This is a genomic window from Hamadaea tsunoensis DSM 44101, from assembly GCF_000428945.1.
GTDB lineage: Bacteria > Actinomycetota > Actinomycetes > Mycobacteriales > Micromonosporaceae > Hamadaea > Hamadaea tsunoensis.
On the sequence record NZ_AUAX01000005.1, the window covers coordinates 93932 to 109637 of the forward strand.

Here is a 15706-nt window from a genome sequence, read left to right on the forward strand (position 1 = left end):
GCCGTTACCTGCTGCCCGGCCGGCCGACCACGGTCGCCGTGAGCCGGAGCCGGGAGCTGATGAGGGTTCCCGCCGCGGGGACCTGCTGATTCGCCGGATCGTCGGCCCACTGCCGCCAGGCGGCGAGCTTGGCCGCGGACATCCCCGCGGGCGGCTGCGGGCGCCCCTTCCGCACGCCGTCGCTCACCACCCGCTCGCCGAGGAACCGGTAGGTCGCCGGATCGAAGAGGATCTCCGGTGTGCCCGGCAGCGAGAGTCCGACGGCCGGCTCCCCGACCACGTCGGCCGCCTCGTCGAGGCGGATACCGGGCAGCATGGCCAGCGCGCGGTACAGGGCGGCCCCGATCTCGGGCGGAGTGCCCAACGGGGAGTTCCACAGCAACTCGCCGGCGTTCGCGAAGGCCCGCTGGTCGGGCGTCAGGGCGGGATCCGTGGACAGGTCCGGCTGGTCGCTGAGGGCGGCCAGCATCGGCTCGGGTTCGGTGGGCAGCGCGGCGAGCCGCCGCCACGCGCCCAGCGGCGTGTACACCTCAGGCCCGGCGGCGGTGGGGCCGGTGACGACGAGCCGTCCCCCGATCAGGCTCGCGTCCTGACGGCCGTCGAGGCGCTGCCACGCTTCGCCGTGATAGACCGGGTTCGCGCTCTTGGGGTCGTAGCCGGCGAACCGGTAATGGATCCACTGGCCGGGCTGGGAGTTCAGCGCCGGCTGCGCGTCGGCGAAGAACGCGGCGTTCGTCAGCACCTGCTGCGCGGCGCTCAGGCGGATGGACTCCTGCGGACGCGGAGTACCGGATCCGCCGCCGAGGACGACGACGGACACGACCGCCGCCGCGCCGAGCGCGAGCCCGGCGGCCCACAGCGGCGTCGCGTACGCCCGGCGGCGGACACGGGTCCCCTGGACCACCCGTTGCCGGCCGAGGGCCAGGGTCGCCGGTGTCGGCGGCGACTCGGTGAACATCTGCTGCACGATCTCGATCTCTTCCATCAGTTCTCCTTCAAGGGGTTCACGCCGCCGAGGACACGGCGCAGTTCACGCTTGGCCCGGTTGAGGCGGGAGCCGACCGTCCCGACGGGAACGCCGAGGGCCTCGGCGACCTCCTGGTAGCTCAGCCCGCCCAGGGCGGTCAGGAACAGCACGTCACGATCTGCCCGGGCCAGACCCTTGATGGCCCGCGCCAGCTGTGGCCCGGCCAGTTGGGCCGCCACCCGCGCGGTCGCCTGGTCCTCGTGGCCGTCGGCGGCGTACTCGGCGTTCACCTGGGACAGGGCCTTGAGCCTGCGCCCCTCGGTACGCCGGTGGCGCGACACGACTTTGGTCGCGATCCCGTACAGCCATGGCTTGATCTCGCCGCGTTCCGGATGGAAAGACGCTCGTTTGCGGAACGCGACCAGGAAGACGTCGGCGGTGAGGTCGCCGGCGGGCTCCCACCCCAGCCGCCCGGCGATGTAGCGGTGGATGTCCCCGGCGTAGCGGTCGTACAGGACGGTGAACCATTCGGGGTCGTCCCGGGCGAGGGGATGTGTTTCGGTTTCGAGGGGCATCGGCTTCCTCCGTGGTGACTGTCACCCGGTACTCGCCCGCAGCCGCGATCTTCTTCACGCCGCCCGAAGATCCCGTACGCGATGCCGGACGACGGGGTGGGGGAAACGAGGTCGAACAACCGCAGGCCAGCGGTGATCACACCACTGGCCTGCGGTTCTATGTGTGGCCCCGGCGCGAATCGAACGCGCGACACCCGCTTTAGGAGAGCGGTGCTCTATCCCCTGAGCTACGAGGCCCTCACCGGGGTGGTCCCGGCGACGTCACGAGTCTACGGAGTAGGCGGCGGGATGGGCGAGCCGGTATGCGCAACACGGCCGCGCTAAGTTGCGACCATGATTCCCGGACTCCAGGATCTCGCCGTGCGTACGCTCGGCGAATGCCGGATCGAGTCGCCGCTGGCAGCGTTGCTGGACGGACGTCCGTCGACCGAGCACTACGTGCACGAGGATGACCGTGTCCTCTTCGACGACACCGCCGCCATGGTCGCCGCGCGGGGCGTACCCCTGAATGATCTTCCTGGGTTCGAGCCCGGTGGCCCGCGGCGGCAGATCTTCTTCCAGCCGAGCAAGACCCGCGTGGGCATTGTGACCTGCGGTGGCCTGTGCCCGGGGCTGAACGACGTGATCCGGGGCCTGGTGCTGGAGCTGACCCACCACTACGGCGTGCGGAAGATCTACGGGTTCCGCAACGGTTACCAGGGTTTCATCTCGAAGTACGGCCGCGAGGTGGTCGAGCTCGACCCGAAGGCCGTGAGCGGGATCAACGAGTACGGCGGGACGATCCTCGGGTCCTCGCGCGGTGAGCAGGACGCGGAGGAGATCGTCGACTGCCTGGAGCACATGAGCATCAACGTGCTCTTCGTGATCGGCGGCGACGGGTCGATGAAGGGCGCGCTGCGGATCGCCGACGCGGTGCAGGAGCGCGGCCTGAAGATCGCGGTCGTGGGCGTGCCGAAGACCATCGACAACGATATTCCGTACATCGATCAGTCGTTCGGGTTCCAGACCGCGTTCGCCAAGGCCACGGAGTCGATCCGGGCGGCGAGCGTCGAGGCGCGCGCGGTGCCGAACGGCGTGGGGCTGGTGCACGTGATGGGGCGGCACTCGGGGTTCATCGCCTGCTACGCGGCGCTGGCCAACAACGACGCGGACTATGTGCTGATCCCCGAGGTGCCGTTCGCGCTGGACGGGGAGGACGGCTTCCTGGCGACCCTGCGGCGGCGGGTCGAGCGGCGCGGGCGGGCGGTCGTGGTCGCGGCCGAAGGGGCCGGCCAGGAGTTTCTCACCGAGGGGGCGAGCGGGACGGACGCGTCGGGGAACAAGCGGCTGCGCGACATCGGCCAGTTCCTCCGGCACCGGATCGCGGATCATTTCGCCGAGCACTCGCTCGAGATGAACATGAAGTACATCGACCCGAGTTACGCGATCCGCAGCGTGCCGGCCAACCCGTACGACAGTGTCCACTGCATACGGTTGGCCCACGCCGCCGTGCACGCGGCGATGGCCGGCCGGACGGCGATGGTCGTAGGGCGCTGGCGCGGGCGGTTCGTGCACGTCCCCATCTCCCTCGCGATCAGCAAGCGTAATCAGGTCGATCCGTACGGTGACCTGTGGATGTCCGTACTGGAGGCGACGGGACAGCCCCGGACCTTCGGATAGCACGCCTGTCGGTGGGCGTACCTATACTGCGTTGCGGACTCTGGGGAGGGTGGCGTGCCAGGAGGCTTGGCGGCGCGGGTGGCGAAGGCCCCCGTGCAGTGGGCGGCGTATGGGCTCGGCGGGGTGGCGCTGGCCGTTTCGGCGGCGTTCGGCGGCTTCACGCCGATCGCCCAGCCCGAGGCGCAGGTGCCGGTGAAGCAGGTCTACGCGGCCGCGCCGTGGAGCGTGCAGATCGTCGACGTGCGGCTGCTCGGGGATCTCTCGCCGGCGACCTCGCTGGAGAACAAGGAAGACCACTGGATCGCGGTGATCGCGGAGATCACGATCACCGACAGCGAGCCGCACAACGACATGCGCGACGCGCTCAAGCTGCATGGCGTACAGGGGCTGCTGCTGCACGACTACACCCCCGGAGTCCCGGACGAGCGGGCCACGGACATGCTGCTGTCACGCGACGCGACCCGGGTGGACTATCTCAACCCGGGCATGCCGGAGAAGATCGCGTTCCTCTGGGAGCAGAAGGCCGGCTTCCCGCTGCCGACGAACGTGGAGATCCAGATCATCGGCAAGACGTTCCGCGAGAGCACCCTCACCGGCAACAAGCAGTGGATCGAGGAGAACCTCGTCGCCACCGTGCGAGCGCCGGTCCAGGACAAGCGAAACCTGCTGGTCAGCCCGAGCCCCGGGGCCTCGGTCAAGGCCGGCCCGAGCGCGAGCGCCAGCCCCGGTGCCAGCCGGAGCCCCAACGCCGGCCGGAGCCCCAAGGCGAGCAGGAGTCCGCGTACGAGTCCGAGTCCGGCGGCGTCCCATGGCTAGCGCCGTCGCCCGCGGGGTCGTCACCTTCCTCACCGTCGCCACGGCGCTGGCCGTCGGCGGTGCGATCACCGCGTACATGCCGGACAAGGACGAGCAGGAACGTCCCTTCGTGCGCACCGGCGCCGGCTCCGACTCCGTCGACGCCCGGCTCTTCGACGCGCAGGTTCTCGGCGTACGCGGTGGGACGAAACTCGCCGGCGGCGGAGCGGCCCACGACACCAGCGGCGTCTGGATCCTCGTGACCGTACGCGTGACCGCCAAGAAGGAGACCAGCTCCGTCGGGTACGCGGCGCTGATCGACGGCGACGGCCGGACGTTCCGGGCGACCGAGCGGGTCACGCTGCCCGTCGGCGGCCGTCTCCTGCAGCCCGGTCTACCGGTGCGGATGGAGCTGGCCTTCGAGGTGCCCAAGGATGTGCCCCTGCCGCTCGCGATCCGGCTGGCCGAGCCGCCCTTCGAGCTGCGGGTGCAGGCCATCGCCCAGATCGACCTGGGCCTCGGCGCCCCCGACCTCGCGTTGTACGCCGGCAACACCGACGTGCTCCGGCTGAAGGAGACCGCAGTGGACGGACTGCCGTCGGGAGCCCCGTCCGCGTCCGGAGGACCGGCATGAGCGCGTACGAACCGGCCGGACCTCCGCCGGAGAGCACCGATCCGTTCGAGCACTTCCTCGCCGGCAGATCGGCGTCCGGGCAGCCCGGTCCGGAGCAGCCGCCCGCTGATGGGAACCCGTCGGCGCCGACCGCGCCGCCCGGTGCGAGCTCGTGGGGGCCGCCGCCACCGGTGCCGCCCGGGCCGGGGCCGTCGGCGTATGGGCAGGCCGCATCGCAGGGAGCCGCGCAGGCGTACCCGCAGGCGGCCGGGCAGCAGTATCCGTACGGGACCGGGCCGGCCTACCCGCAGGGTGCGCAGCCGGGGCGGCCGGCCGCTCCACAGCAGCCCGTCCATCCACAGCAGACAAGTCATCAGCACTCCGGCTATCAGCAGGTTCAGCAGCCACCGGCGTACCCGCCGCAGCCGCAGAGCTACGGGCCGCCGGCCAGCGCGCAGCCGCAGCATTACGGCCAGCCGCAGGGCTACGCACAGCCACAGGGTCACGTGCAGCCTGGGGCGTACGCGCAACCAGCCCAGCCCTCGGCTTACGCCGCGCCGGGACAGCCGGGTGCCTACGCACGGCCCGGGCAGCCGCCGGCCGGGCAGCCGCTCGTCGGTCAGCCGATTCCGGGCTTCCCCCATCCGGGCCAACCGGTACCCGGGCAGCCCGTCCCGCAGGCGGTCCCGCCGGGCACGTCGTGGCCTCCCTCCGCGGCGCCCGCAGCTGTCGGCCCGCAAGCCCTGTCCACGATGTCGGGTCCCCCGATGCCGCCGGCCCCGCAGCCCGCGACCGCTCAGCCACCAGGACCGGTGCAACCGTGGACGCCGGCGTCGGGGCAGGTCGTCGCGGCTCCGCGCCCGGCGGCGATGCCACAGCCCTGGGGACAACAGCGAAATCCTCGTCCGCGATGGTTCCGGCGCAATCTCTGGGGCCTGCTGTTCCTCATCCCCGCCCTGGTCGCCGCGGGTATCTCGCCGACGATCGACATGTGGGACCAGATCAAGGGCCAGCCCCTGGTCGAGGTCACACCGGGCGCCGACCAGTGGGCGACGTACGCGGGTGTGCACGTCCGCCTGGAGTCCATGTCGGAGGAGAAGACGCTCCCCGGTTACGGCGGCTCCACCGTGCCGGTGCCGGCGGGCGTACGCGCGATCAAGGTGGTGCTCGCGTTCGACGGCCCGTCGACCGCGCTGAACGGGTGCCAGCTCTACGTCGTCTCGAAGAGCGGCGAGAAGTACGCGTCCAACCCGAACGAGCTGGACGACGGCAAGCTCACCTATGACATGTGTTCGGTGCCGGAGCCGGACCTGTTCGCGACGCCGGCCCCGACCGGGCCTTCGCCGTCACCGGGACTGGTCCTGCGGTGGAAGACGACGACCTACTTCGCTTTGCCGCTCTCGGCGTACGCGGCCGGGGTGCGGATCGAGCTGCGGTCGGAAAATCCTCGTTACCTGGTGCTGAGCTGATGTCTATGCCGGGCTGAGCTGCGGTTGCGGCTCGGCCGGCGGGTTCACCCGGCCCGTTGCGGCGGATGTCGGGGTGGCTGACGTGGAAGTGGCCGACGGCTCCGTAGCCGGGGCGTCGCCGCTGACGCTGAGCAGCCGGTCCGTGGCGGCGCCGATGAGGCAGATGGTGAGCACCATCTGCACGGCGAAGTTGAACGGGGCGAGGAAATAGGACACCGGCATCCACACCTGGCCGAGGTCCTGCGGTCCGATGAGGAGCCGCTCCACTTCCCACAGACCGGCGCCGGCGTAGTCGATGACGACGAACATGACGCAGAACAGCATCATCGGGCGCAGACCTGCCCGCATGAGCAGGCGCAGGCCGCCGCCGAGCGGCCCCCAGCGGCGGTGCATCTCGCTGAGGATGACGGTGACCACGGTGCGCAGGAGCCTGCTCTTCGAGGCGGCCACCCAGCGGGTCGCCCGGACCATGTACCGCTCGTCGGTCAGCCGGGCCTCGGCGAGCTGGTGGCCGTAGACGACCGCGCCGAGCGCGATCCAGAGGATCGGCGCGATGATGACGGTGTTCGCGTTGGCCTGTACGGAGGAGTACGCGGCCATGAGGTGATCGAACGCCCAGGACACGAACGACGGCGTGTCCACGGTGAGCCGGGTACGCAGGTCGCCCCACCAGGTGCTGATCTCCCGGGCGCCCAGCCAGTCGACGCCCGAGCTCCGGATGCCGTTGAGGCCCATGAGCCCCGCGCCGACCGCGAGCACCTCGACGTACGCGCCGATCGCGGACGCCCACACCCGGCCCTCGAAGAACGAGAAGCGGCCGAGGACGAACCGGATCAGGATGGCCGCGCCGACCAGCACGCCGAGGCTGATGGTGGGCGACAGCGGCAGGTTGTGGAGCAGGGTCGCCGGATCGGACGACTGCAGGACCTCGTACGCGTACCGCGAGACGTCTTCCTTCATCGTCATCGTGCCCTCGGTCGTCCACGTGTAGACGGCGAGGAACGGGACCGCGACGCTGCCGAGGAATTCGAGCATGTGTGGCTTGCTGTGCCGGGCCAGGTACCCGTCGATCGAGGTCAGGTACGGCAGCGTCGGCCGGATCGCGCGCAGCATGGCCACGATCGCGGTGAGCAGAGCCAGCGGCACGAAGGCAAGCACGAGGACGCCGAGCGTCTGACCGAACCGGCTGGCCCAGACCGCGGCGTCGAGGATGAGCCCGTGCGCGGCCACCCCGAGGAACGAGATCGTCAGCAGGACCGGCCATGTCCGCCAGAAGGAGACGGCTGCCTGGCTCACTACCTGGAGGGTGTCGGCGACGGCGGAACGACGGGCGGACATGGGCGTCAGCCTAGCGAACCCCACCGACACGGACGGCCCACGTCTCGGGCCGGCAGCCGCGCAGCGGGTCGCTTTCCGGTACGCGTACACGGAAAGGGCCGCCCACCTGGTGGTGGACGGCCCGTTTCGGGAAGGTCAGAGCTGGCCGATGACGTAGTCGATGCTGGCGGTGAGCGCCTCGACGTCCGCCGGGTCGACGGCGGGGTAGAGGGCGATGCGCAGCTGGTTGCGGCCGAGCTTGCGGTAGGGCTCGGTGTCGACGATGCCGTTGGCGCGCAGGGTCTTGGCGATGAGCGCCGCGTCCACGCCGTCGGCGAAGTCGATGGTGGCGACCACATTGGAGCGTGCGCCCGGGTCGGTCACGAACGGCGTCGCGACCGGCGACTTCTCGGCCCACTGGTAGACGATGCCCGCGCTCTCGGCGGTCCGCGCGGCGGCCCATGCGAGACCACCCTGGCTGTTCATCCAGTCGGTCTGCTCGGCGGCGAGGAAGATCGTCGCCACGGCCGGGGTGTTCAGCGTCTGCTCCAGGCGCGAGTTCTCGACGGCGGTCGTGAAGTCGAGGAACGCCGGGATGTAGCGGCCGTCCGCCTTGATCTGCTCGGCGCGCGCGATGGCGGCCGGCGACGCGATCGCGATCCAGAGGCCGCCGTCCGACGCGAAGCACTTCTGCGGCGCGAAGTAGTAGACGTCGCTCTGGGTCAGGTCGACGGCGAGGCCGCCGGCGGCCGACGTGGCGTCGTGCAGCAGCAGCGCGCCCTCGTCCGCGCCCTCGACCCGGCTGACCGGCACGGCCACACCGGTGGAGGTCTCGTTCTGCGGTACGCCGTACGCGTCCACACCCGACTCGGCGACGAGCGTCGCGGCGGTGCCCGGCTCGGCCTTGCGGACGGTGGGCTCGCCCAGGAACGGGGCGTCCTTGACGGCCTTGGCGAACTTCGCGCCGAACTCGCCGAAGGTGGCGAACTGGGCCCGGTCGCGGATCAGCGAGAAGGCGGCCACCTCCCAGAACGCCGTCGTGCCGCCGTTGCCGAGGATGACCTCGTAGCCCTCGGGGATCGAGAAGAACTCGGCGAGACCGGCGCGCAGCCGCGCGACCTGGTTCTTGACCGGCTTCTGCCGGTGCGACGTGCCGAGCAGCGAGGAGCCGGTACGCGCGAGGGCGTCCACCGCCTCGGTCCGGATCTTGGAAGGGCCACAGCCGAAGCGGCCGTCGGCGGGCAAGAGCGAGTCGGGAATGCGGATCGGATCAGCCATGGATATCGAATCCTTCGCGGGCACCGTGGATCAGACTCGGCGGCACTGCCGATGACGAATCCTCCCACGTCAACCCGGGCCTGACCGGGCGCGGCCCACCACCTGGCCCGTGATGGTGAACACACAACGCGCGCGCCGCGGCGTCGGAACGGGCCGGTCCGGGCGCGAAGACGGGCCCGCTCCGGTGCGGAAGCGGGCCCGTGGACGACGTCGAACTCAGACGTGCGAGATGGCGCCCCAGCCTTCGACGTCCTGCGGCTTGCGCGGCTCGGGGCCGACGTACTTGGCCGACGGGCGTACGAGGCGGTTGAGCTTCTTCTGCTCCAGGATGTGGGCCGACCAGCCGGCCACCCGGGCGCAGGTGAACATCGAGGTGAACATGTGCGCCGGCACCTCGGCGAAGTCGAGGACGACGGCCGACCAGAACTCGACGTTGGTCTCCAGGACGCGGTCGGGCTTGCGGGCCCGCAGTTCCGCGAGGGCCGCCTTCTCCAGCGCCTCGGCGACCTCGAAGCGCGGGGCGCCGAGCTCCTTCGCGGTACGCCGCAGTACTCGGGCGCGCGGGTCCTCGGCGCGGTAGACGCGGTGGCCGAAGCCCATCAGGCGCTCGCCGCGGTCGAGGACGCCCTTGACGTACTCCTCGGCGTTGCCGGTGCGCTCGACACCCTCGATCATGTGCAGTACGCGGCTCGGCGCGCCACCGTGCAGCGGGCCGGACAGCGCCCCGATGCCGGAGGAGATGCAGGCGGCGGCGTCGGCGCCGGTCGAGGCGACGGTACGCGTGGTGAAGGTCGACGCGTTCATGCCGTGCTCGGCCGCCGAGATGAAGTACGCGTCCACGGCCTTGACGTGCCGCGGGTCGGGCTCGCCGCGCCAGCGCTTCATGAAGCGCTCGACGATCGTGGCGGCCTTGTCGATCTCGCGCTGCGGTACGGCGGGCAGGCCGAGGCCGCGGGCCGACTGGGCGACGAAGCTGAGGGCGGTGACGGAGACCCGGGCGAGGTCCTCGCGGGCCTGCTCGTCGGCGATGTCGAGGAGCTGGCCGAGGCCCCAGTAGGGAGCCAGCATGGCCACGGCCGACTGCACGTCGACGCGGATGTCGCCGGAGTGGACCGGCACCGGGAACGGCTCGGCCGGCGGCAGGCCCGGCCCGAACTTCCCGTCGACCAGCAGGGCCCAGACGTTGCCGAACGAGACGTGACCGATCAGGTCTTCGATGTCGACACCGCGATACCGCAGCGAGCCGCCCTCTTTGTCGGGTTCGGCGATCTGGGTCTCGAAGGCGACGACGCCCTCGAGTCCCGGCTTGAAGTCAGACATTCCGCTCTCCTGGTTGGGGATCTCGGCTGCCTGCGCGTACGCCGGCGGCCGCGGGTGCTGAGTGGTCGTTCAGCGCACATCTTGCACCCCGCCGGCCCTCGTGGCGAGCCGCCCGGCCTGTGCGACAAACGACATTCTTCCGCGAACGGCGGGGGATCGGATGCAAAACAACGCGCGGAGCTGCCGTGGACGACACATCTTCACGCACGGCCGCGGAGGTGTACAAGGATGTGATCGTGACTACGAACACACCGGATCTGCCCCATATGCGGCGTGACTACCGGCTCGCCACCCTCACCGAGGCCGAGCTGGCCGCAGATTGGCACACCCAGTTCACCGCCTGGTTCGCCGACGTCGTCGACGCCGGGCTGCCGGAGCCCAACGCGATGATCGTCGCGACCGCCGCCGGGGACGGCCGGCCGAGCGTGCGTACGGTGCTGTTGAAGGGGTTCGACGAGAACGGCTTCACGTTCTTCACCAACTACGGCTCCCGCAAGGGCCTCGACCTGGCCGAGAACCCCCGGTGCAGCCTGCTGTTCCCGTGGCATGCCATCCAGCGGCAGGTCATCGTCGCCGGGACGGCGGTACGCGTACCCCGGGCGGAGACGGACGCGTACTTCGCCGAACGGCCGCGCGGTTCGCAGCTCGGGGCCTGGGCCAGCCCGCAGTCCTCGGTCATCCCCGACCGGTCGGTGATCGAGGACGCCTGGGAGGCCGCCGACGAGCGCTTCACCGACACCGTCACGGCCCCGCCGCACTGGGGCGGGTTCCGCGTCGTGCCCGAGACGGTCGAGTTCTGGCAGGGGCGTCCGTCACGTCTGCACGACCGGCTGCGCTTCCGGCGTACCGGCACGGTTGATCACGGAGAGTGGGTCGTGGAACGCTTGGCGCCGTGACGACCGCCGCCCCCCAGCTCCGCCGGCTCCTGATCGACCTGTCGCCCCTGCGCCACCCGGCGTACCGGCGGGTGTTCACGGGCAACGCGGTCAGTTTCTTCGGCGCCCAGTTCACCGCGGTCGCCGTCCCCGTGCAGATGTACCGGCTCACGCACTCGTCGCTCTGGGTCGGGCTGCTCGGCCTCGTGTCCTTCGTGCCGATGCTGATCTTCTCGATCTGGGGCGGCGCCTACGCGGACGCCATCGACCGCCGCCGGCTGCTGCTGGTCTCCTCGGTCATCGCATGGGTGCCGACGATCGCGCTGTTCGTGCTGGCCCTGACCGGGCTCGCCGGCCCCGGGTGGCTCCTGCTGGCGCTGGGCGCGCAGACCATCGGGTTCGCGGTCTCGGCGCCCACCCGGCAGTCGATCCTGCCGCGGCTGGTCGGCGAGGACGACCTCGCCCCGGCCACCACGCTCAACTTCACCATGGTCAACGGCACCCAGATCTTCGGCCCGCTCGCCGCGGGACTTCTGCTCGCCACCTTCTCGGGTACGCGTGGCCTGACGGTCGCGTACGGGCTGGACGCACTGCTCTTCACGGTCAGCCTGTGGGCCACGTTCCGGCTGCCCGAACTGCCGGCCCACGAACACGCCGCCCCGGCCGGCTGGCACACCATCGTCGAGGGGCTCGGCTTCCTCGTGCGTACGCCGATCCTGCTCGCCTCGTTCGCCGTGGACCTGGTGGCGATGGTCGTCGCCCTGCCCAGGGCGCTGTTCCCGCAGCTGGCGGCCGAGCGGTTCGGCGGGAACGGGGCGGCCGTCGGCTGGCTCTACGCCGCGATCGCCATCGGGACCGTCCTGGCCGGGCTGACCTCGGGCTGGATCTCCCGCGTACGCAGGCAGGGCACCTGGCTCATCGCGGCGATCATCGGGTGGGGGCTGGCCGTCGCGGTCGCCGGACTCGCCCGCAGCCTCTGGCTCGTGGTCGTCCTGCTCGGCGTGGCCGGCGCGGCCGACCTGGTCAGCGCCGTCTTCCGGAACACGATCATGCTGGAGGCGTGCCCGGACGAACTGCGCGGCCGCGTCCAGGGCGTGCGAACAGCGGTGGTCGTGGGCGGCCCCCGGCTCGGTGACCTGCGCGCGGGCGCCACCGCGGCGGCGTTCGGGGTGACCGGCGCCTGGGTCGGCGGCGGCCTGGCCTGCGCGATCGTAGCCCTCCTGCTCGGCCTGGGGGTGCCTTCGCTCATGCGCTATGCGCGTACGGAGCCTGTTCGGTAGTGTTCGCGCATGCCACACGCGCCATCAGGAACACAATGGACGATCACCTATGGATCCCAGTCGGCCACCGTCGTCGAGGTGGGCGGCGGCCTGCGCGAATACCGGGACGGTGACCGGGAGATCGTCGACGGGTACGCCGAGGACGAGATCTGCCCCAACGGGGCCGGCCAGATCCTGGCGCCCTGGCCGAACCGGCTGCGTGACGGCAAGTACACGTTCGGCGGGCACACCTGCCAGGCGGCGCTGTCCGAGCCCGCCACCCACAACGCCATCCACGGCCTGGTCCGGTGGCAGCCGGCGACGCTGGTGGACCGGTCGGAGTCGGCCGTGACCGTGAGCGTGGTCCTGCCGGCCCAGCCCGCGTACCCGTGGACGCTGTCGCTGACGACCCGCCACGAACTGGACGACGCCGGCCTGACGGTCACGCACACCGCGACCAACCTCGGCGGCGAGCCCGCGCCCTTCGGCCTGGGAGCGCACCCATACCTGTTCCCGCCGGGCGGCTCGGCCGTCGACGACGTGTGGGTGGGCATCCCGGCCCGGTCCCGGCTGCTGACCGACACGCGGGGGCTGCCGATCGGCGCGGCCAAGGTCACCGGCTCGGAATGGGACTTCGGTACGCCGAAGCGCCTCGGTCAGAGCGTCCTCGACACCGCGTTCGGCGACGTCGTACGCGACGACAGCGGCCGCTCGGCGGTCACGCTGGCCGTGCTCGACGGCCCGGCGACGACGATCTGGGCGGACGCCTCGTTCGGCTGGTGGCAGGTGTACACCGCCGACACGACCCCGCCCCCGCGGCGCCGGCGCTCGATCGCGGTCGAGCCGATGACCTGCCCGCCGGACGCGCTGCGCTCGGGCCGGGACCTGGTGACGCTCAAGCCGGGCGAGCCCTGGACCGCGTCCTGGGGCATCTCCCCCCGCTGACCGCCCAGCCCGTCGGCTCCCGCCGCCAAGATCACCAGCGGCAAGATCCCGTTTGGATCAGGTTTTCGCACGTAATCATGGCCCATGATTCGGGTGATTTCCCTGATCCAAACCGGATCTTGGAGCGGCGGCCAGCGCCGCAGCCAGGGTGGCTAGGCGGCGGGGTGGAAGCGGCCGCGGTGGACGATCTCGTCGAGGGGCCGGCGGCCCCGCTTCAACGACGCCGAGCGCCGGTCGGCCGCCCGGTAGCCGAAGGTGATCGCCCCGATCGGCGCGTACGCGTCCGGGACGCCGAACGCTTCGCGGAAGGCGGCCAGCCGCTGCGGCGGGATGCCGAAGAAGCAGGCGCCGAGGCCCTCGTCGACGGCCGTCAGCAGCATCAGCAGCGAGGCCATGCCGGTGTCGATGTACCAGTAGGGCGCCGACCACCGGCTCTCGTCGCGGTCGGCCCAGCCCTTGTCGGGTTCGGCGTACCGGTCGAGGTAGGCGTCCTTGTGCGCGAGCGGCACGATGATCAGCGGCGCCGTACGCATTCCGGCCAGCCAGCGCGAAGCGGCCCCGGGCGGGGTGGTCGCGGCCCAGAAGGAGTCGAGCGTCTCCCGCGTCTCCAGCACGAGGAAGGCCCAGCCCTGGCTGAAGCCCGCGCTCGGGGCGTGCGTGGCGTGGGTGAGGATCCGGTCGACCAGGTCGGCGGGTACCAGCCGGTCCGGGTCGTAGCCGCGGACCATCCGGCGGGTGCGGACCACGTCACGAAACTCCATCCGGCCACCCTGTCACACCAGGCCTGCGGCACTATGAGGGCATGGTCAAGGCTTATGAGGGCGGCGTGGCCCTCGCAGAGGTCGTCCGGTCCCGATTCGTGGAAGGTTTCCATCGCGGTTCCGTCGTTGTCCTGGGTCCCGACGGGTCGGTCGTGGCGGCCGCCGGGGACGTGACAGGACCGATCTTCCCCCGTTCCTCCAACAAACCCATGCAGGCGGTGGGCATGCTCCGCGCGGGGCTGCGGCTCGCCGACCCCGCCGATCTCGCCTTGGCGGCGGCCAGTCACTTCGGTCAGGACTTCCACATCTCCCGCGTACGCGCGCTGCTGCGCTCGGCCGGCCTGGAGGAGACGGTCCTGCGCTGCCCGCCGGACCTGCCGCTCGACGAGGACGCGCGCGCGGCGGTGCTGCGTGCCGGGGGTACGCGTGAACGCGTCTACATGAACTGCTCCGGCAAGCACGCCGGCATGCTGCTGACGTGCCTGGCCGCGGGCTGGGAGCTGGAGGGCTACCTCGACCAGGACCACCCGCTCCAGGTACGCCTCCGCGACGCCCTCGAGACCTGCGCCGGTGAACCGGTCGCGGCGACCGGGATCGACGGCTGCGGCGCGCCCGTCATGGCGATCTCGCTGACCGGCCTGGCCCGCTCGTTCCTCGGCCTGGTCGACGCCCCCGAGGGATCGGCCGAGCGGTCGGTGGCCGACGCGATGCGCGCGTACCCGGAGATCGTCAGCGGCACGAACCAGCACGACGACCGGCTCATGAAGGGCGTCACCGGCCTGCTGTCGAAGGGCGGCGCCGAGGGCGTGCACGCACTGGCGGTGCCGGGTGTGGGCGCGGTGGCGCTGAAGATCGACGACGGCGGCATGCGGGCCCGGATGCCCGTGGTGGCCAGCGCCCTGCGACGGCTCGGAGTGGTCGCCCCGGTGCTGGACGAGTTGACCGAGGAGCCCCTGCTCGGCGGCGGTGTACGCGTCGGCGCGGTGCACGCCATCTGGTGAGCCCGCTCACGACTGCTTACAGAAGTTACCATTCTGCTTGCAATTGTTAACACGGCGCGGCTAGGTTGGCGGACGTGCAGACACCTGACATCGGCTCGTTCATCAAGGACCTGCGGGAGAACGCCAAGATCTCCCTGCGGCAGCTTGCCGAGCAGGCCGGTGTCAGCAACGCGTACATCAGCCAGATCGAACGAGGGCTGCGCAAGCCGAGCGCGGAGGTACTCGCCTCCATCGCGTCGGCGCTGCGGGTCTCCACCCCGGCCATGTATCTGCGAGCGGGACTGCTCGGCACCGACGACACGCACGGCGTACTCGCCGCCATCGCCGCCGACGCCGAGCTGACCCTGGCGCAGAAGCAATCCCTCACCCAGATCTACGAGACGTTCCGCCGGGAGAACGCCCGCGAGGCAGCGGGCACCGACGGCGTACCAGTTGAGGAGAAACCGTGAGCACCACGAAGAGCGAGCAGAAGTACGCGACTGCGGTCTACGCGGCGGCCGGCCTGGGCGACCTGGCCGTAGAGCAGCTGCGCAAGCTGCCGGCGCTGGCCGGCGAACTGCGGGAGCGGGCCGAGAAGCTGCGCGAGCAGGCACCGACGCTGCGCGCGCAGGCGACCGGGCTGACCGGCAAGGTCGAGGTGGACCGGATCCGGACCGTGGTCCTGGCCAACGCGCAGAAGGCCGCCGACGTGGCCGTCGGCGTGTACGGCGACCTGGTCGCCCGGGGTACCAAGGTCATCGACAAGGAGACCCCGGTCGAGACGGTCCCGGACTTCACCGTGCCGGAATCCGCCGCCGAGCCCGCGGCCCCGGCGGCCAAGCCGGTACGCAAGCCGAAGACCGCCAAGTAGCCGTCCGGCAAGACCCTGACGA

15 protein-coding genes, 1 tRNA gene and 1 pseudogene are annotated in these 15706 nt (G+C 71.2%); 10 read left to right on the forward strand and 7 right to left on the reverse strand.

The window, feature by feature from the left end; all coding sequences use genetic code 11:
* Positions 1 to 4: 4 nt before the first annotated feature.
* The 3 genes from G401_RS52555 to G401_RS0110435 form a co-directional block, all read right to left on the reverse strand.
* Positions 5 to 985 (reverse strand): CU044_5270 family protein, encoded by a 981-nt coding sequence (locus G401_RS52555; RefSeq protein ID WP_027342469.1) that lies wholly within the window; start codon positions 983 to 985, stop codon positions 5 to 7.
* Complete coding sequence (locus tag G401_RS0110430) at positions 985 to 1542, reverse strand: RNA polymerase sigma factor (protein WP_027342470.1); 558 nt, start codon at positions 1540 to 1542, stop codon at positions 985 to 987. Before G401_RS0110430 ends, G401_RS52555 begins: the two co-directional genes overlap by 1 nt.
* A 164-nt stretch (positions 1543 to 1706) precedes the next feature.
* Positions 1707 to 1779: transfer RNA gene (locus G401_RS0110435), tRNA-Arg, on the reverse strand.
* A 96-nt stretch (positions 1780 to 1875) separates the two neighbouring features.
* Between G401_RS0110435 and G401_RS0110440 the strand changes: the two genes are divergently transcribed.
* Genes G401_RS0110440 through G401_RS58275 form a run of 4 tightly spaced genes read left to right on the forward strand, consistent with a single transcriptional unit; the run spans position 1876 to position 6078 of the window.
* Positions 1876 to 3201, forward strand: a complete 1326-nt coding sequence (locus G401_RS0110440) for an ATP-dependent 6-phosphofructokinase (RefSeq protein WP_034591229.1) — start codon at positions 1876 to 1878, stop codon at positions 3199 to 3201.
* A gap of 54 nt (positions 3202 to 3255) precedes the next feature.
* Entirely contained in the window at positions 3256 to 4017 is a 762-nt protein-coding gene (locus G401_RS0110445) for a hypothetical protein (protein WP_157545576.1), read from the forward strand.
* Entirely contained in the window at positions 4010 to 4630 is a 621-nt protein-coding gene (locus G401_RS0110450; RefSeq protein ID WP_027342473.1) for a DUF4352 domain-containing protein, read from the forward strand. The genes G401_RS0110445 and G401_RS0110450 overlap by 8 nt, the downstream gene beginning before the upstream one ends.
* On the forward strand, positions 4627 to 6078 hold the full coding sequence (locus tag G401_RS58275; RefSeq protein ID WP_157545578.1) for a hypothetical protein: 1452 nt from the start codon (positions 4627 to 4629) through the stop codon (positions 6076 to 6078). The genes G401_RS0110450 and G401_RS58275 overlap by 4 nt, the downstream gene beginning before the upstream one ends.
* Before the next feature lie 3 nt (positions 6079 to 6081).
* On the opposite strand, the gene G401_RS0110460 is transcribed toward G401_RS58275, so the two are convergent.
* The 3 genes from G401_RS0110460 to G401_RS0110475 form a co-directional block, all read right to left on the reverse strand.
* A complete protein-coding gene (locus G401_RS0110460) occupies positions 6082 to 7416 on the reverse strand; it encodes a hypothetical protein (RefSeq protein ID WP_157545580.1) in 1335 nt (444 codons plus the stop codon).
* A gap of 135 nt (positions 7417 to 7551) precedes the next feature.
* A complete protein-coding gene (serC, locus tag G401_RS0110470; protein WP_027342477.1) occupies positions 7552 to 8673 on the reverse strand; it encodes a phosphoserine transaminase in 1122 nt (373 codons plus the stop codon).
* A 216-nt stretch (positions 8674 to 8889) separates the two neighbouring features.
* Positions 8890 to 9993 (reverse strand): citrate synthase 2, encoded by a 1104-nt coding sequence (locus G401_RS0110475; RefSeq protein WP_027342478.1) that lies wholly within the window; start codon positions 9991 to 9993, stop codon positions 8890 to 8892.
* A 230-nt stretch (positions 9994 to 10223) separates the two neighbouring features.
* Here G401_RS0110475 and pdxH point away from each other — a divergent pair, with 230 nt between their 5' ends.
* The 3 genes from pdxH to G401_RS0110490 are packed head-to-tail and all read left to right on the forward strand — an operon-like array spanning position 10224 to position 13072.
* A complete protein-coding gene (gene pdxH / locus G401_RS0110480) occupies positions 10224 to 10889 on the forward strand; it encodes a pyridoxamine 5'-phosphate oxidase (RefSeq protein ID WP_027342479.1) in 666 nt (221 codons plus the stop codon).
* On the forward strand, positions 10886 to 12148 hold the full coding sequence (locus G401_RS0110485) for an MFS transporter (protein WP_027342480.1): 1263 nt from the start codon (positions 10886 to 10888) through the stop codon (positions 12146 to 12148). The genes pdxH and G401_RS0110485 overlap by 4 nt, the downstream gene beginning before the upstream one ends.
* 9 nt (positions 12149 to 12157) lie before the next feature.
* Complete coding sequence (locus G401_RS0110490) at positions 12158 to 13072, forward strand: aldose 1-epimerase family protein (protein WP_027342481.1); 915 nt, start codon at positions 12158 to 12160, stop codon at positions 13070 to 13072.
* 152 nt (positions 13073 to 13224) lie between these two features.
* On the opposite strand, the gene G401_RS0110495 is transcribed toward G401_RS0110490, so the two are convergent.
* Positions 13225 to 13833: a nitroreductase family protein gene (locus G401_RS0110495; RefSeq protein WP_027342482.1), complete on the reverse strand. Its 609-nt coding sequence runs from the start codon at positions 13831 to 13833 to the stop codon at positions 13225 to 13227.
* Positions 13834 to 13874: 41 nt separating this feature from the next.
* On the opposite strand from G401_RS0110495, the gene G401_RS0110500 reads away from it, so the two are divergent.
* The 3 genes and pseudogenes from G401_RS0110500 to G401_RS44775 all read left to right on the forward strand — a co-directional run bounded on the left by G401_RS0110500 (position 13875) and on the right by G401_RS44775 (position 15684).
* Positions 13875 to 14834: an asparaginase gene (locus G401_RS0110500; RefSeq protein ID WP_027342483.1), complete on the forward strand. Its 960-nt coding sequence runs from the start codon at positions 13875 to 13877 to the stop codon at positions 14832 to 14834.
* A 65-nt stretch (positions 14835 to 14899) separates the two neighbouring features.
* Positions 14900 to 15280, forward strand: a pseudogene (locus tag G401_RS44770) (helix-turn-helix domain-containing protein); the annotation flags it as partial.
* Positions 15280 to 15684, forward strand: a complete 405-nt coding sequence (locus tag G401_RS44775; protein ID WP_051366464.1) for a hypothetical protein — start codon at positions 15280 to 15282, stop codon at positions 15682 to 15684. The pseudogene G401_RS44770 and the gene G401_RS44775, both read left to right, overlap by 1 nt.
* Positions 15685 to 15706: the final 22 nt, after the last annotated feature.

Coding starts and splice junctions, on each gene's coding strand:
- G401_RS52555 (WP_027342469.1), bottom strand. CDS start 985: ATGGAAGAGATCGAGATCGTGCAGCAGATGTTCACCGAGTCGCCGCCG.
- G401_RS0110430 (WP_027342470.1), bottom strand. CDS start 1,542: ATGCCCCTCGAAACCGAAACACATCCCCTCGCCCGGGACGACCCCGAA.
- G401_RS0110440 (WP_034591229.1), top strand. CDS start 1,876: ATGATTCCCGGACTCCAGGATCTCGCCGTGCGTACGCTCGGCGAATGC.
- G401_RS0110450 (WP_027342473.1), top strand. CDS start 4,010: ATGGCTAGCGCCGTCGCCCGCGGGGTCGTCACCTTCCTCACCGTCGCC.
- G401_RS58275 (WP_157545578.1), top strand. CDS start 4,627: ATGAGCGCGTACGAACCGGCCGGACCTCCGCCGGAGAGCACCGATCCG.
- G401_RS0110460 (WP_157545580.1), bottom strand. CDS start 7,416: ATGTCCGCCCGTCGTTCCGCCGTCGCCGACACCCTCCAGGTAGTGAGC.
- serC (WP_027342477.1), bottom strand. CDS start 8,673: ATGGCTGATCCGATCCGCATTCCCGACTCGCTCTTGCCCGCCGACGGC.
- G401_RS0110475 (WP_027342478.1), bottom strand. CDS start 9,993: ATGTCTGACTTCAAGCCGGGACTCGAGGGCGTCGTCGCCTTCGAGACC.
- G401_RS0110490 (WP_027342481.1), top strand. CDS start 12,158: ATGCCACACGCGCCATCAGGAACACAATGGACGATCACCTATGGATCC.
- G401_RS0110495 (WP_027342482.1), bottom strand. CDS start 13,833: ATGGAGTTTCGTGACGTGGTCCGCACCCGCCGGATGGTCCGCGGCTAC.
- G401_RS0110500 (WP_027342483.1), top strand. CDS start 13,875: ATGGTCAAGGCTTATGAGGGCGGCGTGGCCCTCGCAGAGGTCGTCCGG.